Genomic DNA, 25,785 nt, shown 5'->3' on the forward strand with positions numbered 1-25,785 from the left:
CACGCCCGGACGAAGGAGACCGCCGCGATGACCGTTCCCGGCTACCCCAGCACCGTCGGCCGCGTCCTGGAGCGGAGCGCGCGCCGCGTCCCGGACCGGGTCGCGCTCACGTTCGCCGATCGCGTGTGGACGTACGCGGAGCTCGACAGCGCGGCGGGCCGCGTCGCCGCCAAGCTGCTCGATCGCGGGCTTCTCCACGGTGACCGCGTCGCCGCGTTCGGCAAGAACTCCGACGCGTACCTGTTGCTGTACCTCGGTTGCGCACGGGCCGGGCTGGTGCACGTGCCGGTGAACTTCAACGCACGGGGCGAAGAGCTGGAGTACCTGCTCACCCAGTCCGAACCGGCCGTCGCCTTCGTCGACCGTTCGCTGGCCGAGCACGTCGAGACCGATCACGTGTCCACAATGGACGTTCTCGCCTGGGCGCTGGACGAAACCGTCGTCCCGCACGAGGAATCCGGGGTCGCCGACGATGACCTCGTCCAGCTGCTCTACACGTCCGGGACGACTTCCCGGCCGAAGGGCGCGATGCTCACCCATCGCGCCCTGGTGCACGAGTACTCGTCCTGCATCGCCGCGCTCGACCTGAGCGACCGTGACGTGCCGCTGCACGCGCTGCCGCTGTACCACTCGGCGCAGATGCACGTCTTCCTCATGCCCGGACTCGCCGTCGGCGCGACCAACCACCTCGTCGCGGCGCCCGACCTCGGTGACATCCTCGCGCGAATTCCGCGCCAGGGCGTCACTTCCCTGTTCTTCCCGCCGACCGTCTGGGTGGGCCTGGCGAACCACCCCGGCCTCGCAGACGCGGAACTGGGCAGTCTCACCAAGGCGTACTACGGCGCGTCGATCATGCCCCTGCCGGTGCTGAACTCCCTGCGCTCACGGCTGCCGGAAGTCGGTTTCTACAACTGCTTCGGGCAATCGGAGATCGGTCCACTCGCGACGGTGCTCCGCCCCGAAGAGCACGACGAGCGGCCGGATTCCGTCGGCCGCCCGGTCCTTTTCGTCGAGACGCGGGTGGTGGACGCCGACATGAACGATCTTCCGCCGGGCGAACTCGGCGAGGTCGTCTATCGCTCTCCTCAGCTGTGCACCGGATACTGGGGCAAGCCCGAGGAGTCGGTGGAGGCGTTCGCGGGTGGCTGGTTCCACTCCGGCGATCTGGTGCGACAGGACGAAGAGGGCTACCTGTTCGTCGTCGACCGGATCAAGGACGTCGTCAACACGGGCGGGGTGCTCGTCGCGTCGCGCGAGGTGGAGGACGCGCTGTACGCGCATCCCGCCGTCGCCGAGGTCGCCGTCGTCGGACTGCCGCACGACCGCTGGATCGAAGCGATCGCCGCGGTGATCGTGGTGAAGGAGTCCGTCGGGGAAGCGGAGCTGATCGCGTTCGCCAAGAAGTCGCTGGCGGCGCACAAGGTGCCGAAATCGGTGCATTTCGTCGGCGAACTGCCGAAGAACGCGTCCGGGAAACTGCTCAAACGCGAGCTACGGCACCAGTTCGGCGGGTCAGCTTCCGCGATCGGCGTCTAGCGATCACCCGGTCTCGCGCAGGATCTCCCAAGCGTTGAACCCGTCTCCCGCGTGAGGACTGCCGAGCGCGAGCCAGTCCGGGTGCCGCGGGTCATCGAGGCAATCGACAAGGCATCCGAAGCGAGGCGTTGCGGGGGCCACGCCTGGAAAAAGCTCATCAGGATCATCGACGAGCGAAGCCAGGAACGCGATGTCGGAAAGGTGACGACTGGGCATGCCAGGCCTTGGCGGTTCGTCGATCAAGGCCTTCACCTTGACGACCAGAGCGGCCGCCAGCCCTGGCAGATAGAGCGTCGCCGTTCTTCCCGCATAGGTGGCCGCGAGCGGTCTCGCGTCGTCCAGCGCCGTCTTGCCACCGGGGATCGACACGATCTTCCCGGCGGGCGTCCGGAGCTTCGGGGCGGCACGGGCACCGAGTTTGTCCGGCGCGAGGATGTCGACCACCATGCCGGTTTCCGGATGGAGGTAGCGATGAGCCTTGCCGTCGGCGCTGATGCCATCGACCTCGTAGCCCAGTTTCCTGAGCACCTCATGCGCACGGGGGAACGCATCGAGAGTGAACCGGACATCGAAAAGGAGGTCGATGTCCTTGGTCACGCGGGGAATCGAACGACCGGCCAGCAGACCGTGCAAGATGACCATCTGCCCGCCGATCATGACCCAGGGCTCGGGCAACCTGTCGGCGAGGTCGAACATCGCGGGCCAGACGACACTGTCGCCCTCGCCCTGCAACGGCGGCAAAGCCAGCGTCCCCAGGCTGGGCCGCGACACGGAAACGATCATCCGCCGAGCTTAGGCACCTCGCCCAAACGGGTGAGAAGTTGTTGTGCCGCAACAACAGAACGCTCATCTCCGGCGTCGAGCAGGTCCGCCGCGACGGCCGCCGGGATCGCGAAGCCTGCCGAGCCGGGCGGACGCAGAACATCGGACAGCGCCGGTACACGAATCACCGCGTTGGGCTCCGCGCTGCCCAGCCGAAGCCGTCGAGACCGCGTGAGTTCGTCGAACCGGACAGCGTCCACATAGAACTCTTCGTCCGCACTTCCCGCCAGCAAATCGGCACCGTAGTGCCCAGCCGCGGCGGGGCCACTGACGACAGCCTGCGGGTCTTCCCGTAGCCGCGCAAGCGGTCCGGCCAGCATCCGCACGCGATACACACGCGCGCGGCCGGAGAGCAGGCGCGGCCACTGGGCGGGCTCGCGTTCCTGTGCGTATCGATTGAGCCGGACCCTCTCGGAAGGCGAGATCCACGAAGGACGATGACCGCTCAGCGACCACAGGAAACCCCAGGCCATCCGCGCGGAAAGCGGTCGGCCGGCGGCGGGTTTCACCACGCTTTTCCGATGCTCGACCGATCGGGCGTCGACCAGCAGTTCACGGCCGATCCGGACCGCGTCGAGCCTGCCACCGTGTACAAGTTCGCGGACGCGCTCTCGCGAAATGTCCAGAACCTGCGCCGCCCGCGCGACCGGGAGCAGCTGGGCCGAGTCGACCATGGCCACTCCCTTCATCCGTCGATCAGTGCACCGCCCAGTTTACACAAACATTCGCGAAGCAGAGGGTTTGTGTAAACGTGACTTACTAGACCGGTCGTCATAGTTTGGGCTACAGTCGGCCGCATGGTCCGCCGTACCGACACCCGGCAGCGCATGCTCGACTCCGCCGCCGAGCTCTTCCAGCATCAGGGTTACCACGCCACTGGGCTCAACCAGCTCGTCGCCGCCGTCGGGGCGCCCAAGGGGTCGCTCTACTTCCACTTCCCCGGCGGCAAGGAGCAGCTGGCCGCCGAGGCCATCCGTCAGTCCGCCGACCGGCTCTGCGACCAGCTCCGCACGATCGTCGCGAACTCGCCCGACGTCGTCACCGGCATCGTGAACGTCGTCGAGGCGCTCGCGAACGCGCTGGAGGAGTCGGATTTCCAGCGCGGTTGCCCGCTCGCGACGGTCGCGCTCGACGCGTCGGGTGACAGCGAGGTGATCCGCCAGGCCTGCGCCGACGGCTACACCGCCTGGCACACCCTCATCTCCGAAGCACTGAACACCGAGAAAGCAGGCCAGCTGGCGACAGTCGTCCTCGCCGCCATCGAGGGCGGTTTGCTGCTGGCCAAGACGTTGCACGACACCGCGCCGCTGCGCGCGATCGCCCCTCATCTGGCCGCCACACTCGAACGGGAGCTGTCCTGATGCGCGTCCATCACCTGAACTGCGGAACCATGCGGCCGGTCGGCGGCAAACTCGTCGACGGCAGGCCGGGGCTGTTCCGCCGCGCGGAACTGATCTGCCACTGCCTGCTCCTGGAGACCGACACCGGGCTCGTGCTCATCGAAACCGGAGTCGGCACGCCGACCGTCACCCGGCCCGCCGAATGGCTCGGCGCCGGTTTCGTCCGGCTGGTCCATCCCGACAGCGACGACGACCTCAGCGCCACCACGCAGATCCGCAAGCTCGGCTTCGACCCGGCCGACGTGCGCGACATCGTGCTCACCCACCTCGACCTCGACCACGCGGGCGGGCTCGTCGACTTCCCGCAGGCCAAGGTCCACGTCCACGCCCGCGAACTCCAGGCGCTCGAAAAGCCGGTCGACCGCAAGGAGGCGAGCCGCTACCGGAAGGTGCAGTTCAGCCACGGCCCGATCTGGAAGTCATACCGCGCCGACGGCGAGCCTTGGTTCGGTTTCGACGCCGTCCGCGAACTCGAAGGGGTCCCGGACGTGCTGATCATCCCTCTCGCCGGGCACACCCGCGGGCACGCCGGCATCGCGGTCGACACGGGTGACGGGTGGCTCCTCAACGCCGGTGACGCGGTCTTCCACGGCGGCGAACTTGAGCAAAAGCCGCACATCCCGTTCGCACTCGGCTTCTTCGAGTCGTACATGCAGACGGAGAAAACGGCACGACTGGACAACCAGCGCCGGCTGCGCGAACTTGTCAGTAACAACGGTGCCGAAGTGACGGCCTTCGCCGCGCACGACGTCACCGCATTCGAACGGCTCAGCCAGAGGAGCAGGCTATGAAGGTCCACCATCTGAACTGCGGCACGATGCGGGCGCCGGGAGGCAGGTTCCTCGACGGCCAGCCGGGTCTGCTGCGCCGGTCGGAACTGGTGGCGCACTGCCTGCTGATCGAGACCGGCGACGGGCTCGTGCTGGTGGACACCGGGTTCGGCCGCCAGGGCGTCGCGAATCCCGGCGCGTGGCTCGGCACGCCGTTCACGCTGATGGTGGGCGCGAAGCCGGTCGAGGTCGAGACGGCCGCTCACCACGTCGAGGCGCTCGGGCACAAGCTGGAGGACGTGCGGCACATCGTCTGCACCCATCTCGACGTCGACCACGCGGGCGGGCTCGCGGACTTCCCGAACGCCGTCGTGCACGTCCGCACGGCGGAGCACGACGCGGCGACGTCACCCGCGAACGCAAGCGAGAAGTTCCGGTTCCGCGCCAACCAGTTCGCCCACCGTCCACTGTGGAGCACCTACGACGAGGCCGGGGACGAATGGTTCGGCTTCCAGGCCGTCCGCGAGCTCAAGGGCCTGCCACCGGAGATCCTGCTGGTGCCGCTCGCGGGACACACCAAGGGCCACACCGGGGTGGCGGTCGACACCGGTGACGGCTGGTTGCTGCACGCGGGCGACGCGTACTTCTTCCACGGTCAGATGGACCCGGTGAAGCCGCATTGCCCGCCGGGGATGACCGCGTTCCAGAACATGGTGCAGACGCTGCGCAAGCCACGGCTGGAGAACGTCGAGCGACTGCGGGAGCTGAGCCGGGAACACGCCGACGACGTCACCGTGTTCTCGGCCCACAGCCCGGTGGAGTACCAGTCCCTGAAACGGGACTGACGCCCTCAGCCGACCGGCGGCTCGATGGGCTGCCGGTCTTCCTCGCTGTGCGTCGCCCGCATGACGAGCCAGTTGATCCCCCACAGGACGACACCGACGCCGAGCAGGATCGCGGCGACCTTGTAGTCGCGCGCGGGCCGTCCGGACAACGGGGTCACCAGGTACACGCAGAAGATCGCGGCCAGGATCGGGACGATGGTCGGCGCACGGAAATGCCTGTGCGCCGACTTTTCCTTGCGCAGGACCAGCACCGCGACGTTGACGATGGCGAAGACCCCCAGCAGCAGCAACGCCGTCGTGCCACCGAGCACACTGATGTCCACAAAGGACACAAGGCCGATGGCGATGACACTGGTGAACACGATCGCCACCCACGGGCTGCGGCGGAACGGGTGCACCGTACCGAGCTGCTTCGGGATGATCCGCTGGTTCGCCATTCCGTAGAGCAGGCGGCTGGCCATCAGCATGTTGATCAGCGCCGAGTTGATGACCGCGAAGAGACCGATCGCGGAGAAGACCTCGCGCGGGAAACCGGGCGCCCCGACATCGAGCACCTTCAGCAGCGCGCTGCTCTTGGCCGCCTCCAGATCGTCGGCGGGCACCAGCAGCGAAGAGGTCACGGAGACCAGGATGTAGATGGTCGCGGCGATGACCATGCCCCACAGCATCGCCTTCGGGAAGATGCGGATCGGGTCCTTGCACTCCTCGGCCATGTTGACCGAGTCCTCGAAACCGACCATCGCGAAGAACGCCAGCGACGTCGCCGAGGTGATCGCGACCAGCATCGTCTGGTTTTCGGTGTCGAACTCGACCAGCCGCGAGGCGTCCCCGTTGCCGTTGAGCACCGCCCACACGCCGACGCCGACGATGATCAGCAGGCCGCCGATCTCGATGCAGGTCAGCACCACGTTGGTCTTCACCGATTCGGAGACCCCGCGGAAGTTGATCAGCCCGAGCCCGATCACGAACAGGATCGCCACCAGCGGCATCGGCGCGGTGATGAACTCGGCGAGATAGGTGTCCCCGAAGGCCTTCGCCGCGGAGGAAGCCGACGTGATCCCCGAGCACATCACCGCGAACGCCACCATGAAGGTGAGGAAGCGGATCTTGAACGCCTTGTGCGTGTACAGCGCGGCCCCCGCCGCCTGCGGGTACTTGCCGACCAGCTCCAGGTAGCTGAACGCGGTCATGATCGCGACCACGAAGGCGATCAGGAACGGCAGCCACAGCGCGCCGCCCACCCGTCCCGCCACTTGCCCGGTGAGCGCGTAGACGCCCGTCCCGATGATGTCCCCCACCACGAAGAACAGCAGGAGCTTGGAACCCATGACCCGTTTGAGGCTCGGCTGACCGGTCGGACCGGTCTGTTCTGTCGTCGTGTCCGCCATGCGGCAAGAGTGTGCCGCATCACGTCTGTGCCCGACAGTCCGATTTGGTCAGTTCTTCGTCACGGGTTGACGGTGGGCGATTCTGGGTATTCCGGTCAGTTCGCGTCGACTGCGGTCTTCACCAGCGGGACCATCATCTCCTGCGTCATCGCGGCGGGCCCGGTGTAGTTGACCAGCACCGGAACGCCGCCGACGAGCTCGGCGGCGGCCAGGGTCGCGGTCTTGTTCTCGCCGGTGACGTAGTAGATGGCGCCTTCGCCGATCCCGGCGACGTCCTTGGCGTCCGCCTTCGCCTTCTTCAGCGCGGCGACCATCTCGGCGGGCTTGAGCTTCTTGCCCTCGAAACGGGTCACGGCGAGCGCGCCGAGCTCCTTGCCGCCCGCGGAGTAGACGCAGCTCTTGGACTTGCCGCCGTTGGCGACGTTGTCCTTCACCGGGCCCGGCGCCGACGTCATGCCCTGCTGGGAGACGGCCTTGCCGACGGCCTCGGGGGACAGCAGCGCGCACGGCTCCTTCCCGCCGGCGCCACCGGCGGGAGCGGCCGAAGAACTCGGCGCGGCGGAGGAAGCGGGCGCCTGGCTCGACGGCTTGGCGGCGTTGTCCGATTTCCCGTCCCCGGACGAACAGGCGGAAAGGGTCGCGACGACAGCGGCGAATGCGGCGATCGCTCGTGAACTGCGCATGGACCCGACGATAGTCCGAATGGCTCAGTCGACCGGGGCCCGGTACCGCCAGAACGACGGGATCAGCAGCGCCGCGCCGATGACCAGCACGATGACCAGGACCCCGCCGCCCGAGGCAGCGGCGGCGGTGCCGACCCCGGCGGCCGCCCAGCCGTGGGTGAGGTCGGCGATCCGCGGGCCGCCCGCGACGACGACGGTGAACACGCCCTGCAGCCGTCCGCGCATCTCGTCGGTGGTGGCGACCTGCAGGATCGACATCCGGTAGATCGCGCTGACCATGTCCGCGGCCCCGGCGAGCGCCATGAAGAACACGGCGAGCCACAGCGAGTTCGCCAGCCCGAATCCGATGATGGCGGCCCCCCAGACGCAGACCGAGACGATCACGCCGGCGCCCTGTTTGCCGATCCTGGTAAGCCAGCCGGAGAAGAGGCCGATGAGCATCGCGCCCGCCGGGAGCGCGGCGTACAGCCAGCCCAGTGCCGGTCCGCCGCCGGGCGGGTCGCCGAAGGTGCGCTCCGCCATCTCCGGGATCAATGCCCGCGGCATGCCCGCGACCATCGCGATGATGTCGAGGAGGAAGGACGCGAGCAGGATCTTCTGTGTCGCCAGGTACTTGAAGCCGTCGATGATGTCGCGGATCCCGGCCCGGCGCGTGATCTCGCCGAGCGGCGGGATCGGGGGCAGCTTCCAGACCGCGATGAGGGTCAGGGTCAGCGCGACGACGTCGATCAGGTAGAGCGTCGAGAGGCCGAGGATCGGGATCAGCGAACCGGCGAGCAGCGGGCCGAACACCGCGCCGAAGGTGGCCATCGTGCTGCTCAGCGCGGTCGCGGGCGCGATCAGGTTGTCCGGCACCAGCCGGGCGACGACGGCGCTGCGGGTCGGCATGTTGACCGCGAAGAACGCCTGGTTGACCGCCAACAGGGCCAGGACGAGCCAGACGGAGCCGATGTTCAGGAACGCCTGGAGCCACAGGACCGCCGAGGTGACGGTGACGCCGACGTTGGTGACGAGCAGGAGCTTGCGGCGGTCGACGGCGTCCGCGATGGCGCCGCCCCAGAGGCCGAAGACGAGAAGCGGGACCAGGGCGACCAGGCCGGTGAGTCCGACGTACGCCGACGAACCGGTGAGGTCGAAGACCTGTTTCGGGACCGCGACGGCGGTGAGCTGGCTGCCGACGGCGGTGACCGCGGTGGACAGCCACAGGCGGCGGAACGCGGGGATCTTGAGCGGCCGGGTGTCCACGACGATCGAGCCGAACAGTTTGCGGACGCCTTTGCGCTGCTCAACCCCCACGTCGTCACTCACAACCAGACAGCTTAGCCGCGCTAACTAACCAACCGCGCGCGATTTACGTCACCCAGTGACTCGTGAAGGCCCGGCCGCCGCCGTCAACGTGTCGCGAAAGCCACCTCCGCGACACCCGACGGTCAGTGCCCGAGCCCTGGTGACCGAACCTCAGGGACCGAATCCCTAGATGACCCAACGGTCTCCCGGAAGCGCGCCAGCGCGACGGGAGACTTCACGTCGAGCGCCCTCTTTCGGGCCGAAGGCCCACGAAAACGCGATGAAGGGGCGCCCTCCGCTCCCAACGCGAGTTGCAAGCGGCACGGGCGCCCCTTCGGCGCGCTTTTCGTCAGCGCTCGACCAATATCACGGCGCGACGCGCTCGATCTGCCAGCCGTCGTCGGTGCGGACGTAGCGGAGCCTGTCGTGCATGCGGTCCTCGCGGCCCTGCCAGAACTCGACGACGTCGGGCCGGATGCGCCACCCGCCCCAGTGCGGAGGGAAGGGGATCTTCTCGACGTCGGCGAAGCGGCGCTCGATGCCGTGAAGCGCGGTCTCGAGGGCGCGGCGGCCGTCGACGACGCGGGACTGCGGTGAGGCCCAGGCCCCGAGCTGCGATCCCCGCGGCCGGGACGCCCAGTATTCGGCGGTCTCGGCGACGTTGACCTTCTCCACCTCGCCGCGTACGTGGACCTGGCGCTGCAGGGCGTACCACGGGAAGGTGATCGACGCGTAGCGCGTCGCGGTGAGGTCGTGGCTCTTGGTCGACGTGTAGTTCGTGTAGAACACGACGCCGCGTTCGTCGAGGCCCTTGCACAGGACGGTCCGGGAGGACGGCCTGCCTTCCGGGTCGGCGGTGGCGAGCACCATCGCGTTCGGTTCGGCGACCCCGGCGGAGACGGCCTGGTTCAGCCAGTCCTGCAGCTGGGCGGTCCAGGTCTCCGCCAGCGCGGACTCGTCGAAGGCGGCCCCTTCGTAGGCCACCCTCATTCCGGGCAGGCGAACGACAGCGTCGTCACCGCCGACAGCGCCAGCAGCGCCGTCCTTGATCTCCGGCATCATCCGCCAAACCTCCGTACCCGGTCGGGGCATCTGTGACTTCGGCTTTGCCGCCGACGGTATTGCCTAGACGGCGGCGGCGAAACCCACTGAACGGTGACACCCGCCACCCCTGCCCGATCATCTGTGTGTAACCGCTGGACCGCAAGCCGTCACCTCCTGGTCACCTGCCGGACCCTGATCGATACAGGCCGGACGGGCGCCCGCCGGGACCGTGAACGCCACTTCGCGCCTGGTCCGCGGATCGGCACGGAAATTGCCCGGCGAAGATCGGCCTTCACTTTCACTTTTTTCTTGTCGGCCTTTCTCGCGCTCGAGAACAATTCTTTCGACCATTCACGCGGGCTCCGGCGCCCCGCGCGGGGGACGGCCGTTCCAGGCCCGGCTAATTCTATCGTTTGACAGAAATTACCGTGCCGGGAAACCGCCGCGACACATCTCCGCAGGATGTGCCAGAAGGCCGGCCCGTGACGGCAATTCGTCCCGAAACCGGCCTTCCGTTCTTCTGCTCCGCTGTCAGTTCGTGACAGTGAACTCCGCGCGGACAATCCAGCCCCAGCAGTCGTACGACGCCGTGTACCGGCCCGGCACCGTCCCGACCGGACCGTCGCCCCGCAACGCGACACCGATGCCTCCGGTGCCGCCGTCTCCCACCACCCGCAAGGGAATCGGCGCGGCGAGACCGTCCGCGGCGAGGGTCTTCGCGAGCTCGCCAGCACCCGACGGGCGAAGGCAATAGATGTCCGCGGTGACCGTCCCACCTGCGACGACGGTGTTCGGACTCAAGACCAGACTGGACGGCCTGGTCGCGTTCGCCTGCCCGGCACCGGCCAAGGTGGACACGATCGCCGCCCCCGCGACACACAGTGCCGCCGAACGAAATTTCATCTTCTGCTCCCTCCCGAAGCCGGGCGAAGATTTCACCCGACACCCGTTGGACGTACACCCGCCGGGCGCCGGTTGCCCACCAGGCGAGACTGCGCCCCTTGGGGCGAACGGCTGGATTTAGCAGAATGTGACAGCAAATCAGGCAAGAGCTGACGATCACACTAGGTAGACCTTGCGCCACTCGATAGGATCGCCGCCGAGAGCAACGGGGTGATCACCTCTATCCAGAGTGTTCAGAGGTTTCGGATGGGACGGCCGGGTGTGCGGCTGATCCATCCGCTATTACCGGCCGGGCTTCCGTGAGGGAGCTCGACACCGGTCGATCAGTCCTGCGCTCGAACCGCCGGAACTTTCCACGCCCGAGTTACTCCCCTTCCCCAGGAGTGCGTTGTGATTTCCCGTTCCCGCCGTCTCATGACGGCGTTGTTGTGCGCCCTTTCGCTCGCCGGCGTGACAGCCCTTTCGGCCTGCTCAGACAGCACGGCCGCCTCCGGCACCAAGGTCACCATCGGTTACAGCGCTTGGCCGGGCTGGTTCCCGTGGGCGGTGGCGCAGGAGAAGGGCCTCTTCGAGAAGAACGGCGTGACCGTCGACCTGAAGTGGTTCGACAGCTACACCGAGAGCATCAACGCACTCTCGTCGGGCGCGATCGACGCGAACAGCCAGACCCTCAACGACACCCTCGCTTCCGTCAGCGGTGGCGCGAAGCTGTCGGTGGTCCTGGTCAACGACAACTCGACCGGCAACGACAAGATCATCGCCCGTGAGGGGATCACCGGCATCGCCGACCTCAAGGGCAAGAAGGTCGCCGTCGAGCAGGGCACCGTCGACCACTATCTCCTGCTGCTGGCGCTGCAGGAAGCGAAACTGACCGAAAAGGACATCCAGCTGGTCCCGCTGCTGACCGACGCCGCCGCGGCCGCGTTCGTCGGCGGGCAGGTCGACGCCGTCGCCGCGTTCGCCCCGTTCACCACGACGGCGCTGCAGCGCCCCGGCAGCCGCGCGATCGGGACGTCCGCCGAGTTCCCCGGCGCCATCCCCGACCACCTCGTCGTCTCCGAGCAGATGTCGAAGGAGCGCAAGAAGGAGGTCCAGGCGCTGGTGAACACCTGGTTCCAGACGATCGACTGGATCAAGCAGAACCGGGACGAAGCCGTGCGGATCATGGCCAAACGCGGCGCCGTGACGATCGACGAGTACAAGACCTACGACGCGGGCACCACGATCTTCACCAAGCAGCAGAACCTCGACGCCTTCACCCCCGGCGTCACTCCCGCCCACCTGAACTTCCAGGCGGGCAAGATCGCCGACTTCATCATCTCCAACGGACTCGCCCAGAACCGGCCCAACTTCGACGGGCTGTTCGACGACCAGTACGTCAAGGCGGTGAAGTGAGCACCACGGACGCGGCGAGGCAGGCCGCTCAGCGGACGGACGCCGCTGACGAGGCCGAAGCGCGGCGTATCGACGACGAGCAGCGGCTCGCCGAAGCGCACGAAGGCCGTCGTCAGGGCAGCGCGCGACCGGACTGGTCGCCGCTGCCCCGCCGGGCCGGTCTCAAACCGAACGCCTCCCCGCTGTTCTCGCTCCGGACACCGATCCCGGCGCGCTGGCGGTGGACGCTGGCGGTGGCCTCGTTCGCGATCCCGCTGCTGATCTGGGTGACGCTGAACGCGCTGGGCACCATCAAGCCCACGTTCCTGCCGACACCGGTCGCGGTGTTCGACGCGCTGGTGAAGATGATCGAGTCCGGCGAACTGTTCAGCGATCTCTGGGCGACCACCCAGCGCGTGCTGCTCGGCTTCGGGCTCGCCGTGATCGTCTCGGTCCCGCTCGGCATCGTGATGGGGACGTTCAACGCGGGACTGGCGCTGTTCGAACCGGTCATCGCGATGCTGCGCTACCTGCCGGCGAGCGCGTTCATCCCGCTGCTGATGATCTGGCTCGGCCTCGGCGAACCGTCGAAGGTCGCGGTCCTGTTCCTCGGCACGGTCTTCTTCAACACGCTGATGACCGCCGACGCCGTCCGCGGGGTGCCGCGTTCGCTGATCGACGTGTCCTACACGCTCGGCGCGCGGCGTGGTGAGGTCCTGCGGAAGGTGATCGTCCCGCACGCGCTGCCCGGCATGATCGACGCGACCCGCGTCAACGCCGCGGCCGCGTGGAACTTCGTGGTGGTCGCCGAACTGATCAACGCCACCGCCGGGCTCGGCCTGCGGATCATGCGGGCGCAGCGGTTCACCCAGACCGACCGGATCTTCGCGCTGCTGATCGTGATCGGCCTGCTCGGACTGGTCATCGACATCGCGCTGCGGCTCCTGCGGGCCCGCGTCGGGAAGTGGGCGGCATGACGCTTCAGCTGAAGGCCGTCGCCAAGGACTACACGGTCCGGGGCAAGACCACCCGCGCGCTCGACGGGATCGACCTCGACATCGCGCGCGGCGACTTCGTCTGCGTGGTCGGCGCGAGCGGGTCCGGGAAATCGACCCTGCTGTCACTGATCGCGGGCCTCGCCGAACCGACCGAGGGCATCATCACCCTCGACGGCGACGCCGTGACCGGGCCCGGCCCGGATCGCGGGCTGGTGTTCCAGCACGGCGCGCTGTACCCGTGGCGCACGGTGGAGAGCAATGTCGCGTTCGGACTCGAACTGCTGAGCATCGACAAGGCCGAACGCGCGCGCCGGGTCGACTGGTATCTCGAGGAGACCGGCCTCGCTCACCTGCGGAAGTCGTTGCCCAAACAGCTTTCCGGCGGACAGAAGCAGCGGGTCGCGATCGCGCGGGCGCTGGCGGGCGAGCCGGACGTGCTGCTGCTGGACGAACCTTTCGGCGCGCTGGACGTCCAGACCAAAGAGGACATGCAGGTCCTGATCCGCCGGATCTGGACCGACACCGGCACGACGGTGCTGATGGTGACCCACGACGTCGAAGAGGCCGTGTTCCTCGGAAGACGGGTCGTGGTGCTGGCCTCGGATCCGGGCCGGGTGGCCGCCGACATCGCGGTCGACCTGCCAGCCGAACGCGAACTCGCGGTCAAACGCGCGCCGGAGTTCGTCGCGTTGCGCGCGTCCATCGAAGACCTCGTCCGGGAACAGCACCGCGGACATCTCGGGCGGAGCCGAGAAGAAAGGTGATCATGAGGCACGGGAAGTCCCGGCCGGAACGCACCTCGCGTTCCGGGTTGCTCGGCAGACTCGGCATCCGGGGCAAGCTCAACCTGCTCCTGTTGCTGCCGCTGACCGCCGTGGTCCTGGTTTCGGTGCCTTACGTCGCCGGAGAAGTCGACGACGCCCGGTCGGCCCGCACCACCGCCGACGTCGCGTCGCAGGCCCGTGCCCTCGGCACGCTGGCGTGGGAGCTGCAACGGGAACGGCTGCTGACGGCGCACTACATCGCGTCTTCGTCGGCGGGCAGCTCGGCGATGCTGAAACAACAGGGCGTCGTCGCGGACACGGTGAACCGGGTACGCGCGCAGCTGCCCGAAGACGCACCGGAAGAACTCGCGGCGGCACTGGTGCGCATCGGTTCGCTGAGCGAGATCCGGGAGAACGCGCTGCGGCGCGGCGCCTCTCTGGACAGCGTGGCGCGCACCTACCACGCGGTGATCGACTCGGTCATCAACTCGCTTCGCCTCGTCCCCCAGCAGACCAGTGACGCGGAGGGCACCCGGCAGCTGACCGCGCTCGACGCGCTGCTGCGCGCGAACGAGGAGAACTCGTTGCGCGGCATGGCGTTGATCATCGTGCTGGTCACCCCGGATTCGGGTCAGCCGGTGCTGGACGACGCGAAGCAGCAGTCGTCGCTGTTCCTCGAACGGTTCGTGCAGCAGGCCGACGTCACCCAGGCCACGCAGGTCGTCGCGGTGGAACAGGGTGAGACGGGCCGCCGGGTCGACGGGCTGGAAGGCAAGATCGCGGAAGCCCGCGGCCCGCAGGCCGTGCAGAACCTGCTGCCGGACATCCTCGGCGCCGTCGACGCCCAGTCGAACCAGCGACGGCTCGCCCAGGACGCGGTCACCACCGGCATCACCGACACCGCGACCGCGCGAGCGGACGCCGCGCAGAACCTGGCGTGGACGATCGGTGTCGGCGCCGGTGTGCTGTTCCTGCTGGTCGGTGGTCTCGCGATCGCGGTCAGCCGGTCGATCGCGGATCCGCTGCGGAAGCTGACCACGGCGGCGACGTCGGTCGCGGACCTCGCGAGCACCGAACTGGTGCGCGTCACCGACACCGAGCAGGCCGAGGAACTCGCGCCGCGGCTGGCCACCATCGACGTGTCCTCCCAGGACGAACTCGGGAAACTGGCCGAGGCGTTCAACCGGGTACAGGCCACCGCGGCCGAACTGGTGGAACGGCAGGCCGTCACCCGGCGCAACGTCGGCCTCATGTTCGCCAACGTCGCGAAGCGGACGCAGAACCTGGTTGGCAGGCAGCTGGCGCTGGTCGACGAACTGGAGCGCAACGAACAGGACGTCGCCCTGCTGGCGAGCCTCTACCGGCTCGACCACCTCTCCACCCGGCTGCGCCGGAACGCGGACAACCTCCTCGTCGTTTCGGGAAACCGGGACGAGGCAAGGATTTCCGGGCCGATCGAACTGTCGACGGCGCTGCGTTCGGCGCTCGCGGAGATCGAGGACTACCAGCGGGTCCGGCTCGGTTCGATGGGCGACGTCCTGCTGTCGTCGCCATTCGGTTCGGATCTGGTGCTGATCTTCGCCGAGCTGCTGGAGAACGCGACGTCGTTCTCCCCGCCGGAGTCCTTTGTGGACGTCGGCACGAGGATCCTGCCCGACGGCTCCTGCCTGATCGTGATCGTGGACCAGGGCATCGGCATGACCGCCGAACGGCTCGCCGAGGAGAACCGGCGGCTGGTCGAACGCGAGCGGCTCGAACTGGCGCCGACCAGTGTGCTCGGACTGTTCGTGGTCGGACGGCTCGCGCGGCGGCACGGGCTGAAGGTCGAGCTGACCGAGACCGAGCCGGGCGCGGGTATCACCGCGCGGATCGCCGTCCCGCCGAACCTGCTGACCTACCGGGCGCCCGTGCCGAAGTCGGTCCCGGCGCCGCCGGCGTGGCCGACGGTGGAACCGGGCGACGAGCCCGAACCGCGGCAGCCGCAACCCCAGCCCCGGCCGCGGGAGAAGGCGCCCAGGCAAGAGCCGCCGACGCTGGCGATCGCCGGGATGATCCCGCGCGATGGTCTGCCGCCAAGGGATTTCCGGTGGTTCCGCAAGACCGACGGGGAGATCGCGGAGCCGAAGCCGATGCCGGAACCCACCCCCCTGCCCGTCCCACAGTCCGTCCCCCAGCCCATGCCGCAGCCCGAACCGCTGCCCGCGTCCGAAGCCCGCAAGCCGACACTGACCGCCGATTCCGGGGAGACCCGCGGCGGCTTGCGGCGTCGGGTCAAGGGCGCACAACTTCCCGGTGCCCCCGACGCACCGTCGCGACAGAAGTCCAGGCATGATCCAGAAGCGGCCAAAGCGGCCTTCGACGGTTTCGAAGCCGGACTCGCGAAGGCCACCACCACGTCCCCCGAAGACGCGGTACCGCCGCAAGCATCCCCGCCCCCGGTGAGCCCGCCGTCGGGCAACCCGATGCCGACCCCGACACCGGTGCCCGCCGCCTCGCGCGGCGGTCTCACCCGGCGGGTCCCCGGCGCCCAGCTGGCGCCGGGACTGGCGAAAGGACCGGCCGCGCGGCACCAGACCGCGCGGGCGGCGCTGAACACCACAAAGCCCAAGGGCATGCGTGACCCCGAGGCCGAGCGTGCCGCGTTCGACGCCTTCAGTGACGGGTTGGAGAAAGCCGTCAACCCGGAGATGGAACAGAGAGAGAAGAGCAAGAGATGACGACCGGAGTCAGCGTCGAAGCCCGGAACTTCAACTGGTTGGTGACGCGCTTCGCACAGAACACGGCGAGCGCGATGGGCGCGATCGCCGTCTCGGCCGACGGCCTGCTGATCGCGATGTCGTCCGAACTGGAACGCGCCAACGCCGACCGGCTGGCCGCGATCTGCTCGGCGATGCTCGGCCTCGCGCACGGCGTCTCCGAGAGCCACCCGCTGGGTTCGCCCGACAAGATCATCATCGAGCTGGAACAGGGCTACCTGCTGGTCTGCACGATCAGCATCGGCTGTTCGCTCGGGGTGCTCGCCACCAAGCAGGCCAGCCTCGGCACGATCGCCTACGAGATGGCGATGTTCGCCAACCGGGCCACCGAAGTACTCACCCCTGCGCTGATCGAGGAACTGAAGAAGAGCGTCGGCAGCTAACTGACGAGGGGACAAGGGAATGAGCGACGATCAGGTACCTCAGCCGAGAGGCGCCGAACAGGGCATCTCACCGCTGCGCCCGTATCTGCTCACCGCCGGCCGCGCGCAGCCGGTGGACGGCACGCTCGAAATCGAGGCACAGGTGCTCACGAGCAGGCTCGGCGCCGCGTCACAGGCGAGGCTGACCTTCGAACGACGGGAGATCGTTTCCCTTTGCCGGGAAACGAAATCCGTCGCCGAAGTGGCGGCGATGCTCGGCCTGCACATCGGCGTGGCCAGGGTGCTCGTGGCGGATCTCGCCGCGCTCGGCTATGTCGTGCTGCGTCGCCCGGCCGGCGCGTTCACCCAGGACCTCGGCATGATCGAAAGGGTCATTCGTGGACTCGAAGCAATTCGCTGAACCGGTGTCGGCCAAGCCGCCGACACCGGTCAAGATCGTCATCGCCGGCGGGTTCGGGGTCGGCAAGACCACCACCGTCGGCGCCATCTCGGAGATCAAACCGCTGACCACCGAGGCCGCCATGACCTCGGCAGGCGCGGCCGTCGACGGGACCGGCGGGGAGGTGCCGTCGAAGACCACCACCACGGTGGCGCTGGACTTCGGCTGCATCACCATCGACGAAGAGGTGAAGCTGTACCTCTTCGGAACGCCGGGGCAGGACCGGTTCGGGTTCATGTGGCACGACCTCGTGCTGGGCGCGCTGGGCGCGCTCGTCATCGTCGACACCCGGCGGCTCGACGACTGCTACCCGGCGGTCGATTACTTCGAGAAGGCCGGACTGCCGTTCGTGGTCGGGGTGAACGTCTTCGACGGTTCCCTCAAGCACGACCTCGAAGACGTGCGCTGGGCGCTCGCGGTGAGCGAGGACGTCCCGCTGATCACGTTCGACGCGCGGCAACGGCTTTCGGTGCGGGACGCGCTGCTCGCGGTACTGCACAACACCTTCCGGCGGGCTTCCGCCGCTTCCTGACGTGGTTCGTCCTCTGAACGCGGTACTTGCGCGTTCAGAGGACGAACCGCGGGATCAGGCGGGCCGGGTGATCGCGGCCAGCATCAGGGCCCGGAGTTCGGCGGCGACGTCGGCGACCGGCAACGGCGGGGTGTGCGCCTGCCACTCGCGCAGCAGCCCGGTCGCCGCGCCGACGAGCGCGATCGCCGTCAGGTGGTAATCCCGGTCCGGCGCGACGCCGTGCGAGGCGGCGTGCCGGGCCTCGGCTTCGATGAACGCGGCCCATCGGTCGACCCATTCCTGGTGCTGCGCCTCCAAAGCGGCACTGACGCCGACGGCCTCGACGTAGTTCAGCCGCGGCATCCGCGGATCCGAGGTCACCGTGCCGACGAAGACATCCAGCAGCGTCCCGATCCGAGTGACCGCGTCGGCGTCTCCCAGCCGTTCCAGCGTTCCGGTGACGTGCTCCAGCGCGAGGGCGTTGATGCGCTCGTGCAGGGTCAGCAGCACCTTTTCCTTGCTCTCGAACTCCTCGTAGAAGTTCCGTGTGGAGACGCCGGCCCTGGTACACAACTCGGTGATTTTCGCCTGCCGGTAGCCCGTCGAGGTGAACAGGTCCAGGGCCGCCACGAGCAGGCGTTCACGCCGCTCGGCGCGCCGCTGCTCCGGTGCGACCCCGCCGTACGTGCGGGCCACTCGTCCTCCCCCGATTCGGTAACAGGGATTGCCAGATGCTACCAACACCGCCTACATTGCGAAAATCTCGATTACCAAACTGGAGACGGCAATGACGCTTCGGACAGTTCTGGTCTCAGCCCTCGCAGCCACCCTGATCGGCGCGCCCGCCGCGCAAGCCGCGCCGAACGCGCCAGGGGATCTGGTCGACTACCGGCCGGTCGTCGCCACCGCCCCGGCGAAAGCCTGGAAACTCAACTACCGCTCGACGTCCGCCACCGGGAAGCCGAACACGGTGTCGGGCATCCTGCTGGTCCCGCCAACGCCGTGGACGAAGGGCCCGCGACCGCTGATCAGCTACGCCGTCGGCACCCACGGCCTCGGCGACCGCTGCGCGCCGTCGGCCCGGCTGACGAACGGGTCCGAGAACGAAGTCCTCCTGATGAGCCAAGCGCTTTCGCGCGGCTGGGCTGTCGTCGTGACCGACTACGAAGGCCTCGGCACACCGGGCACGCACACCTACGCCGTCGGCCAGTCCGAAGGCCGGGCCGTCCTCGACGCCGCCCGCGCCGCCTCCCGCGTTCCCGAAGCCGGGCTGTCCAAGACCGGGCCGGTCGGCGTTTTCGGCTACTCGCAAGGAGGTCAGGCCGCGGCGTTCGCCGGCGAACTACAGCCCTCCTACGCTCCCGACGTCAACCTGGTCGGCGTCGCGGAAGGCGGCGTCCCGGCGGATCTGAACGCGGTCCTGAAGTTCAACGACGGCGGACCGGCGTTCGGCCTGGTGCTCGGCGCCGCTGTCGGCTACGCGACCGCGTACCCGGAACTGCCGTTCAACGACGTGCTCAACGCGAAGGGCGAGAAGGCCGTCGCGAAGGTCAAGGAAGCGTGCGTCGCCGAACTCGGCGCGGCGGCGCCTTTCGCGCGGCTCAACGACTTCACGACCGTGCCGAACGTTTCGTCCGACCCGCGCTGGCAGGCCCGGCTCGGCGAGAACCTGGCGGGCAAGACCAAACCGGGCGCGCCGGTCTACCTGTACCACGCTTCGCTGGACGAACTGATCCCGCTTTCGGTCGGCAAGGGCCTGCGCGACCGCTACCAGGCTCTCGGCGCCGACGTCACCTGGCAGGAGTTCCCGCTGCTGGAACACATCGGCGGCGTCTCGGCTGGCGGCCCGGTCGCGATGACCTGGCTGGGCACCAAGTTCTGACCGGGAGCCGACGCCGGGGGCACGCCGCTGGGGCACGCCGCCGGCGATGACGCGAAAGCCACTTTCGCAACCTTGAAGGTTGCGAAAGTGGCTTTCGCAACGCTTCCCGTCGCGAAAGGGCGAAAGCCGCCGAAATCAACCGGCGCCAGGGCCGTCGAACACCTTGAGCGCGGTCACGGCATCGGGCGCGAGCGAGGTCGTGAGCGTGCCTCCGGCCGCCAGTGGCGTGCGGGACCACCACTCGCCGGAAGCTTCGGAGACCGGAGGGCCGCCGACGACCAGATCGGTCGCCAGCACCCGCCGCCCGGCAAGATGCGCGAGACTGGAGTCCAAAGTGGAGTCCCCGATCTCCAGTGTCTGCCGCAGCACCGGGACTTCACCTCGCGTCACGTGCTGCGTGGTCACCAAAGACCCAGGCCGTTCACCTGCCCGCCCGAGCACGAGCACCTCACGCGTGTGCAGGTAGGCATCCTCCGCCAGAGCGGCCCGGAGCACGGCGGAGTGCCGGGCCCGCGCGGTCACGACGGTCGGCTCCGGCAGGTACTCCAGCGAGCCACCCGCGGCCACCTCGACGTCCACAAGGGACGAACTGCCCTCGCCGTGCGGGCCGGGGAGCGCGATGGTCGCCGCGACTCCGGAAAGCCGCAGCGAAGCACCGGGGCCGACGCGGATGGTCAGCTTCAGCTCGTCGCCGCCCAAGGGTGACGTCGCCGAGTTGACCAGGTGCACCACCGCCGTCGCACCGGTGCCCCGCTTGGGGAGCAGCGTGAGCGGCGCCATCGAGCGCAGCTCAGGCAGAACGGTCCGGCCGCCCTCGAAGCGGGCGGTCAGCCGCGCGTGCGCTTTCACCCCGCGGTGACCGGGAGCAGTGAGCGGACCCAGTCCGCGACCGCGGGCGCGTTCGGAGTGTCCACAAGGGACTGCGTGATCACCGGAAGCTCGCCGCGCATCCGATGCGCGTCCGAGGTCATCACGTCCATGTCCGCATTGACCAGGTGCGCGATGTCGATCTTGTTGATCACCAGCAGATCCGCCGTCGTCACCCCCGGCCCGCCCTTGCGCGGCACCTTGTCGCCGCCCGCGACGTCGACCACGAAGACCTGGCTGTCGGCGAGCCCCCGGCTGAACACCGCGGTGAGGTTGTCCCCGCCGCTTTCGATGATCACCAGGTCCAGTCCGGGAAAGCGGTCCTCCAGCCGTTCGACGGCGTCGAGGTTCGCGGTGATGTCGTCGCGGATCGCGGTGTGCGGGCAGGCGCCGGTCTGCACGGCCTCGATCCGTTCCGGGTCGAGTACCCCGGTCTTGCGCAGGAAGTCGGCGTCCTCGGTGGTGTAGATGTCGTTGGTGACGACGGCGAGATTCACCTCGTCGCCGAGCGCCCGGCACAGCGCCGCCGTGAGCGCGGTCTTCCCGCTGCCCACCGGCCCGCCGATGCCGATCCGGTACGCGCGGCCCGCCGTCGGCGCCTGGTCGTAGTGATCGGGTTCGGCGGCCGTCGGGTCGAAGTTGACCGGGTGGACGTGACCGTGGCCATGACCATGCTCAGCTGGCAAAGAGACGCACCTCTTCCTTGTGATGCCGGGCGTGTGCCTCGGCGAACAGATCGAGCGCCGGGGACCCCGGCGCCGGGAGTTCCGCCGGGTCGTCCCCCGCGACCTCGGCCGCGCGCAGGGAAACCTCCCGGACATCTTTCGCGAGACGGGCCACGACGGCGTTGACGGCGAACGGGTCCAGCCCGAGCAGCCGGACAGCCGCGCTCGCCGGGCCGCTGATCGCCAGGTACGCGACCGCCATCGCCGCGTCGAACGGCACTCCGATCAGCGCGCCGACCACCACCGGATGATGCGGCCGCGGGGTTTCCTTCAGCAGCTGGGAAAGCATCGGCGACGGCCACGCCGCCTTGCCCGCCCTCGCCGTCCCGCGCCCTTGCGCGCGGGACGCCTCCCGCTGCGCGAGCGACGGTGTCCTGGCGTCGAGTTCGAGGTCGAGCCGCCGCCAGTGTCCACTTCGGACTCCTCGCGCGGCCGCATGTGCCGACGCCGCTGCGAACACCGCGGCCAGCGCGCCCGCCGTGCGCAGGCGCCCGGACAGGAACCCCGGCAGATCGCGTTCGTGCGTGATCAGCTTGCGGGCGACGGCCTCTTCGAGCCCGCCGGAATGGACGTGCCCGCCTCCGGGGAACCGGGAGTCGGCGAGGATGAGCGCGGCAGTGTTCATCAGAACAAGAAGTACCTTTGCGCCATCGGCAGTTCCGTCACCGGCTGCGGCTCGATCAGCTCGCCGTCGACGTGCACGGCGAAACTGTCCGGCTCCACCCGGATGTCCGGGGTGGCGTCGTTGAGCACCATGTCGGCCTTGCCGCGGGAGCGGGTGTTCGAGATCGGCACGAGCTTCCGCGCGATGCCGAACCGTTCCGCGACACCGTTTTCCAGGGCTTCCGGCGCCACGAAATGGAAGCTGCTCGCGGCCGCGACCACCGGCGCGGCGCCGAACATCGGCCGGGCCAGCACCGGTTGCGGCGTCGGGATGGACGCGTTCGCGTCCCCCATCGCCGCCCAGGCGGGGAAGCCGCCCTTGAGCACGACATGCGGCCGGACGCCGAAGAACTTCGGTTCCCACAGCACGAGATCCGCGAGTTTCCCGATCTCCACCGAACCGATCTCGCGGTCCATCCCGTGCGCGATCGCGGGGTTGATCGTGTACTTGGCGACATAGCGACGAGCCCGCAGGTTGTCGGCCGCCCCGTCTCCGGGCAGCGCGCCGCGCCGTCGTTTCATCACGTGCGCGGTCTGCCAGGTCCGGATGATCACCTCGCCGATCCGGCCCATCGCCTGCGAATCGGAGCTCATCATGGAAATCGCGCCGAGATCGTGCAGGACGTCCTCGGCCGCGATGGTCGTCGGCCGGATCCGGCTTTCGGCGAAGGCCAGGTCCTCGGGAACGGACGGGTTCAGGTGGTGGCAGACGACGAGCATGTCGAGATGCTCGTCGAGAGTGTTCGCGGTGTGCGGGCGCGTCGGGTTCGTCGACGACGGCAGGATGTTGGGCAGCCCGGCGACCTGGATGATGTCCGGCGCGTGCCCGCCGCCCGCGCCTTCGGTGTGGTACGCGTTGATCGACCGGCCCCGAATGGCGTCCACAGTGGACTCCAGGAAGCCCGCCTCGTTCAGCGTGTCGGTGTGGATCGCCACCTGGACACCGGATTCGTCGGCGACGGTGAGGCAGGCGTCGATCGCGGCCGGGGTGCTGCCCCAGTCCTCGTGCAGTTTGAACCCGCCCGCGCCGGCGGCGAGCTGCTCGCGCAGCGCGTCATGCCGGACGGTGTTCCCCTTGCCCAGCAACAGGACGTTGACCGGCTGGCCGTCCATCGCCTGCAGCATCCGGCCGAGATTCCACGCGCCGGGTGTGACGGTGGTGGCCTTGCTGCCCTCGACCGGGCCGGTGCCGCCGCCGACCAGCGTCGTCAGCCCGGCAGCCAAGGCGGTGTCGGTCAGCTGGGGGCAGATGAAGTGGACGTGACAGTCGATCCCGCCCGCGGTGAGGATCTTCCCGTTGCCGGACAACACTTCCGTCGACGGGCCGACGACCAGCGCCGGATCGACACCGTCCATGGTGTCCGGGTTTCCCGCCTTGCCGATGCCGACAATCCGGCCGTCGCGGACCCCGACGTCGGCCTTGACGATCCCCCAGTGGTCCAGGATCACCGCGCCGGTGATGATCAGGTCCGGCGCGCCTTCGGCACGGGTCGCCATTCCCTGGCCCATGGATTCGCGGATCACCTTGCCGCCGCCGAACAGCACCTCGTCGCCGCTGCCGGACGGCCCCATGCTGCGGTCCTCGGTGACCTCGATGAGCAGATCCGTGTCCGCGAGGCGGATTCTGTCGCCGGTCGTCGGGCCGAAGAGTTCGGCGTAGCGCTCGCGATCGATCGACGGCATCAGGACTCCTTGCGCAATCCGGGCACCACGCGGTTCCCGGCCAGCGGGACGAGGTCGACTTCGCGTTCGACTCCCGGTTCGAAACGCACCGAAGTTCCCGCCGGCACGTCGAGCCGATGCCCTCGCGCGGCCTCGCGGTCGAATTCGAGTCCGGGATTGACCGCCGCGAAATGGTAGTGCGAGCCGACCTGGACGGGCCGGTCGCCGAGGTTGCGCACGAGCAGCCGGACCCGCGGCCTGCCGGGGTTCAGTTCGACCGGCCCGTCGCCGGTGATGATCTCTCCTGGTCGCACTCGCGGCCCTTTCTAGACGATCGGGTCGTGCACGGTGACGAGCTTCGTGCCGTCCGGGAAAGTGGCTTCGACCTGCACGGAATCGACCATTTCCGGAACACCGTCCAGCACCTGCGCCCGCGAGAGGACCGTGCGCCCGCTCCCGACGAGCTCGCTCACCGTCCGGCCGTCACGGGCGCCTTCGAGGACGTGGTCGGTGATCAGCGCGACCGCCTCGGGGTAGTTCAGCAGGACCCCGCGTTCCAGGCGTTTGCGAGCTACGTCCGCGGCGACGTGGATGAGCAGTTTGTCCCGCTCCTGGGGGCTCAGGTGCATGAGAAAGGTGTATCACCGGAAACCGTCCCGCGCCGGTTCTCGCAACACAGGATTTACCTCGGCGACCGATACACGCAAAGTGAACGCCACCGTAACTCTTCGCGTACGAAGGCCGTTTTCACTGAATCGTTCTCGTAATCGTGACCGAAACCACCACATCTTTCGATTGCCCCCGGACCCGACGTGGAGCAAAGTTTGTCCATCCGTGCGATGAGGCGCGCCTTCGCCGCGTATGTCCCGTCCACGCATGAACACAAAGCCGGGGAATGCGCATCGAAAGGTTTCACCACAGTGAGTACCTCCACGATCAGCACCAATCAACCGTCCGACCAGGTCGACGACGGTTTCCGACCCGGTCTCGAAGGCGTCGTCGCCTTCCGGACCGAAATCGCCGAGCCCGACCGTGACGGTGGCGCGCTGCGCTATCGCGGTGTCGACATCGAGGATCTCGCCGGCAAGGTGAGCTTCGGTGACGTCTGGGGCCTTCTCGTCGACAGCCGGTTCGGGCACGGGCTACCGCCCGCCGAGCCGTTCCCGCTGCCGGTGCACACCGGCGACGTCCGGGTCGACGTCCAGGCCGCGCTGGCCATGCTCGCCCCCATCTGGGGTTACCGGCCGCTGCTCGACATCAGCGACGAAGAGGCCCGCCACCAGCTGGCCCGCGCCTCGGTGATGGCGCTTTCCTACGTCGCCCAGTCCGCGCGCGGCGTCGGACAGCCCGCCGTCCCCCAGACACGGGTCGACGAGGCGCAGTCGATCACCGAACGCTTCATGGTCCGCTGGCGCGGCGAGCCCGACCCGGCCCACGTCAAGGCCATCGACGCCTACTGGGTCTCGGCCGCCGAGCACGGTCTCAACGCGTCGACCTTCACCGCCCGTGTCATCGCTTCGACCGGCGCCGACGTCGCCGCGGCACTGTCCGGCGCGATCGGCGCGATGTCCGGTCCGCTGCACGGCGGCGCGCCGGCGCGGGTGCTGCCGATGATCGAAGAGGTCGAGAAGACCGGTGACGCGGTCGGCCTGGTCAAGGGCATCCTCGACCGCAAGGAACGCATGATGGGCTTCGGGCACCGCGTGTACCGCGCGGAGGACCCGCGGGCGCGCGTGCTGCGCCGCACCTGCCAGGAGCTCGGCGCGTCGCGCTACGAGGCGGCCGCGGAGCTGGAGCAGGTGGCGCTGAAGGAGCTGCGCGAGCGGCGTCCGGACCACCCCATCGAGACCAACGTCGAGTTCTGGGCGGCCGTGATCCTGGACTTCGCCCAGGTTCCGCCGCACATGATGCCCGCGATGTTCAGCTCGGCGCGCACCGCCGGCTGGGCCGCGCACATCCTGGAGCAGAAGAAGACCGGCCGCCTCGTGCGCCCGTCGGCCAAGTACGTCGGGCCGGAGCCGCGGAAGCCGGAAGACGTCGAAGGCTGGGACCTGGTCGTCAAGCAGTCCTGACGCGCGCTGTG

27 protein-coding genes are annotated in these 25,785 nt (G+C 68.6%); 13 read left to right on the forward strand and 14 right to left on the reverse strand.

All coding sequences use genetic code 11. The features are described from left to right. Nucleotides 1-27 precede the first annotated feature (27 nt). Nucleotides 28-1,536: a fatty acyl-CoA synthetase gene (locus AMYAL_RS0113090; protein ID WP_020631761.1), complete on the forward strand. Its 1,509-nt coding sequence runs from the start codon at nt 28-30 to the stop codon at nt 1,534-1,536. Between the two features lie 3 nt (nt 1,537-1,539). On the opposite strand, the gene AMYAL_RS0113095 is transcribed toward AMYAL_RS0113090, so the two are convergent. Both AMYAL_RS0113095 and AMYAL_RS47790 read right to left on the reverse strand, forming a co-directional pair. Beyond that, a complete protein-coding gene (locus AMYAL_RS0113095) occupies nt 1,540-2,319 on the reverse strand; it encodes a hypothetical protein (RefSeq protein ID WP_020631762.1) in 780 nt (259 codons plus the stop codon). Further along, nucleotides 2,316-3,032, reverse strand: coding sequence for a helix-turn-helix domain-containing protein (locus tag AMYAL_RS47790; RefSeq protein WP_020631763.1), 717 nt, complete (start codon nt 3,030-3,032; stop codon nt 2,316-2,318). Before AMYAL_RS47790 ends, AMYAL_RS0113095 begins: the two co-directional genes overlap by 4 nt. Before the next feature lie 123 nt (nt 3,033-3,155). Here AMYAL_RS47790 and AMYAL_RS0113105 point away from each other — a divergent pair, with 123 nt between their 5' ends. The 3 genes from AMYAL_RS0113105 to AMYAL_RS0113115 are packed head-to-tail and all read left to right on the forward strand — an operon-like array spanning nt 3,156 to nt 5,373. Then, nucleotides 3,156-3,719, forward strand: coding sequence for a TetR/AcrR family transcriptional regulator (locus tag AMYAL_RS0113105; protein WP_020631764.1), 564 nt, complete (start codon nt 3,156-3,158; stop codon nt 3,717-3,719). Continuing rightward, the gene (locus AMYAL_RS0113110; protein ID WP_020631765.1) at nt 3,719-4,549 is read left to right on the forward strand and encodes an MBL fold metallo-hydrolase; all 831 of its coding nucleotides are present in this window, start codon (nt 3,719-3,721) and stop codon (nt 4,547-4,549) included. The genes AMYAL_RS0113105 and AMYAL_RS0113110 overlap by 1 nt, the downstream gene beginning before the upstream one ends. Then, nucleotides 4,546-5,373, forward strand: coding sequence for an MBL fold metallo-hydrolase (locus AMYAL_RS0113115; RefSeq protein WP_020631766.1), 828 nt, complete (start codon nt 4,546-4,548; stop codon nt 5,371-5,373). Before AMYAL_RS0113110 ends, AMYAL_RS0113115 begins: the two co-directional genes overlap by 4 nt. 5 nt (nt 5,374-5,378) lie before the next feature. On the opposite strand, the gene AMYAL_RS0113120 is transcribed toward AMYAL_RS0113115, so the two are convergent. The 5 genes from AMYAL_RS0113120 to AMYAL_RS0113140 form a co-directional block, all read right to left on the reverse strand. After that, nucleotides 5,379-6,761 carry an APC family permease gene (locus tag AMYAL_RS0113120; protein WP_020631767.1) on the reverse strand — a complete coding sequence of 461 codons (1,383 nt, stop codon included), beginning with the start codon at nt 6,759-6,761 and terminating at the stop codon, nt 5,379-5,381. Between the two features lie 95 nt (nt 6,762-6,856). Further along, the gene (locus tag AMYAL_RS0113125; RefSeq protein WP_020631768.1) at nt 6,857-7,444 is read right to left on the reverse strand and encodes a DUF3558 domain-containing protein; all 588 of its coding nucleotides are present in this window, start codon (nt 7,442-7,444) and stop codon (nt 6,857-6,859) included. A gap of 24 nt (nt 7,445-7,468) precedes the next feature. Continuing rightward, nucleotides 7,469-8,752 carry an MFS transporter gene (locus tag AMYAL_RS0113130; RefSeq protein WP_020631769.1) on the reverse strand — a complete coding sequence of 428 codons (1,284 nt, stop codon included), beginning with the start codon at nt 8,750-8,752 and terminating at the stop codon, nt 7,469-7,471. Between the two features lie 345 nt (nt 8,753-9,097). Beyond that, entirely contained in the window at nt 9,098-9,793 is a 696-nt protein-coding gene (pdxH, locus tag AMYAL_RS0113135) for a pyridoxamine 5'-phosphate oxidase (RefSeq protein ID WP_020631770.1), read from the reverse strand. Nucleotides 9,794-10,306: 513 nt separating this feature from the next. Beyond that, nucleotides 10,307-10,678 carry a hypothetical protein gene (locus AMYAL_RS0113140; RefSeq protein ID WP_020631771.1) on the reverse strand — a complete coding sequence of 124 codons (372 nt, stop codon included), beginning with the start codon at nt 10,676-10,678 and terminating at the stop codon, nt 10,307-10,309. A 390-nt stretch (nt 10,679-11,068) separates the two neighbouring features. Between AMYAL_RS0113140 and AMYAL_RS0113145 the strand changes: the two genes are divergently transcribed. Genes AMYAL_RS0113145 through AMYAL_RS0113175 form a run of 7 tightly spaced genes read left to right on the forward strand, consistent with a single transcriptional unit; the run spans nt 11,069 to nt 17,924 of the window. Beyond that, entirely contained in the window at nt 11,069-12,073 is a 1,005-nt protein-coding gene (locus AMYAL_RS0113145; protein ID WP_026467027.1) for an ABC transporter substrate-binding protein, read from the forward strand. Next, a complete protein-coding gene (locus AMYAL_RS0113150; protein ID WP_020631773.1) occupies nt 12,070-13,029 on the forward strand; it encodes an ABC transporter permease in 960 nt (319 codons plus the stop codon). The genes AMYAL_RS0113145 and AMYAL_RS0113150 overlap by 4 nt, the downstream gene beginning before the upstream one ends. Continuing rightward, nucleotides 13,026-13,814 (forward strand): ABC transporter ATP-binding protein, encoded by a 789-nt coding sequence (locus AMYAL_RS0113155; protein WP_020631774.1) that lies wholly within the window; start codon nt 13,026-13,028, stop codon nt 13,812-13,814. The genes AMYAL_RS0113150 and AMYAL_RS0113155 overlap by 4 nt, the downstream gene beginning before the upstream one ends. Before the next feature lie 2 nt (nt 13,815-13,816). Then, nucleotides 13,817-16,531: a sensor histidine kinase gene (locus tag AMYAL_RS0113160; protein ID WP_026467028.1), complete on the forward strand. Its 2,715-nt coding sequence runs from the start codon at nt 13,817-13,819 to the stop codon at nt 16,529-16,531. Beyond that, the gene (locus AMYAL_RS0113165) at nt 16,528-16,953 is read left to right on the forward strand and encodes a roadblock/LC7 domain-containing protein (RefSeq protein ID WP_005156032.1); all 426 of its coding nucleotides are present in this window, start codon (nt 16,528-16,530) and stop codon (nt 16,951-16,953) included. The genes AMYAL_RS0113160 and AMYAL_RS0113165 overlap by 4 nt, the downstream gene beginning before the upstream one ends. A 19-nt stretch (nt 16,954-16,972) precedes the next feature. Then, nucleotides 16,973-17,353, forward strand: a complete 381-nt coding sequence (locus tag AMYAL_RS0113170; RefSeq protein WP_005156033.1) for a DUF742 domain-containing protein — start codon at nt 16,973-16,975, stop codon at nt 17,351-17,353. Further along, the gene (locus AMYAL_RS0113175) at nt 17,331-17,924 is read left to right on the forward strand and encodes a GTP-binding protein (RefSeq protein ID WP_020631776.1); all 594 of its coding nucleotides are present in this window, start codon (nt 17,331-17,333) and stop codon (nt 17,922-17,924) included. Before AMYAL_RS0113170 ends, AMYAL_RS0113175 begins: the two co-directional genes overlap by 23 nt. 54 nt (nt 17,925-17,978) lie before the next feature. Here AMYAL_RS0113175 and AMYAL_RS0113180 read toward each other — a convergent pair whose 3' ends face one another. Further along, nucleotides 17,979-18,599: a TetR/AcrR family transcriptional regulator gene (locus AMYAL_RS0113180; RefSeq protein ID WP_020631777.1), complete on the reverse strand. Its 621-nt coding sequence runs from the start codon at nt 18,597-18,599 to the stop codon at nt 17,979-17,981. Nucleotides 18,600-18,690: 91 nt separating this feature from the next. Between AMYAL_RS0113180 and AMYAL_RS0113185 the strand changes: the two genes are divergently transcribed. Further along, the gene (locus AMYAL_RS0113185) at nt 18,691-19,785 is read left to right on the forward strand and encodes a lipase family protein (protein ID WP_020631778.1); all 1,095 of its coding nucleotides are present in this window, start codon (nt 18,691-18,693) and stop codon (nt 19,783-19,785) included. Nucleotides 19,786-19,920: 135 nt separating this feature from the next. Here the strand turns inward: AMYAL_RS0113185 and AMYAL_RS0113190 are convergent, their stop codons facing one another. The 6 genes from AMYAL_RS0113190 to AMYAL_RS0113215 are packed head-to-tail and all read right to left on the reverse strand — an operon-like array spanning nt 19,921 to nt 24,331. Continuing rightward, complete coding sequence (locus AMYAL_RS0113190; RefSeq protein ID WP_020631779.1) at nt 19,921-20,634, reverse strand: urease accessory protein UreD; 714 nt, start codon at nt 20,632-20,634, stop codon at nt 19,921-19,923. After that, nucleotides 20,631-21,338: an urease accessory protein UreG gene (ureG, locus tag AMYAL_RS0113195; RefSeq protein ID WP_020631780.1), complete on the reverse strand. Its 708-nt coding sequence runs from the start codon at nt 21,336-21,338 to the stop codon at nt 20,631-20,633. The genes AMYAL_RS0113190 and ureG overlap by 4 nt, the downstream gene beginning before the upstream one ends. After that, complete coding sequence (locus AMYAL_RS0113200; protein ID WP_020631781.1) at nt 21,328-22,002, reverse strand: urease accessory protein UreF; 675 nt, start codon at nt 22,000-22,002, stop codon at nt 21,328-21,330. The genes ureG and AMYAL_RS0113200 overlap by 11 nt, the downstream gene beginning before the upstream one ends. Further along, nucleotides 22,002-23,723, reverse strand: coding sequence for an urease subunit alpha (locus tag AMYAL_RS0113205; protein ID WP_020631782.1), 1,722 nt, complete (start codon nt 23,721-23,723; stop codon nt 22,002-22,004). Before AMYAL_RS0113205 ends, AMYAL_RS0113200 begins: the two co-directional genes overlap by 1 nt. Continuing rightward, nucleotides 23,723-24,016 (reverse strand): urease subunit beta, encoded by a 294-nt coding sequence (locus tag AMYAL_RS0113210; RefSeq protein WP_020631783.1) that lies wholly within the window; start codon nt 24,014-24,016, stop codon nt 23,723-23,725. The genes AMYAL_RS0113205 and AMYAL_RS0113210 overlap by 1 nt, the downstream gene beginning before the upstream one ends. Nucleotides 24,017-24,028: 12 nt before the next feature. Beyond that, on the reverse strand, nt 24,029-24,331 hold the full coding sequence (locus AMYAL_RS0113215; RefSeq protein ID WP_020631784.1) for an urease subunit gamma: 303 nt from the start codon (nt 24,329-24,331) through the stop codon (nt 24,029-24,031). 291 nt (nt 24,332-24,622) lie between these two features. Here AMYAL_RS0113215 and AMYAL_RS0113220 point away from each other — a divergent pair, with 291 nt between their 5' ends. Beyond that, nucleotides 24,623-25,774: a citrate synthase 2 gene (locus tag AMYAL_RS0113220; protein ID WP_026467029.1), complete on the forward strand. Its 1,152-nt coding sequence runs from the start codon at nt 24,623-24,625 to the stop codon at nt 25,772-25,774. The last annotated feature ends 11 nt before the right edge of the window (nt 25,775-25,785 follow it).

This window comes from Amycolatopsis alba DSM 44262, from assembly GCF_000384215.1.
Lineage (GTDB): Bacteria > Actinomycetota > Actinomycetes > Mycobacteriales > Pseudonocardiaceae > Amycolatopsis > Amycolatopsis alba.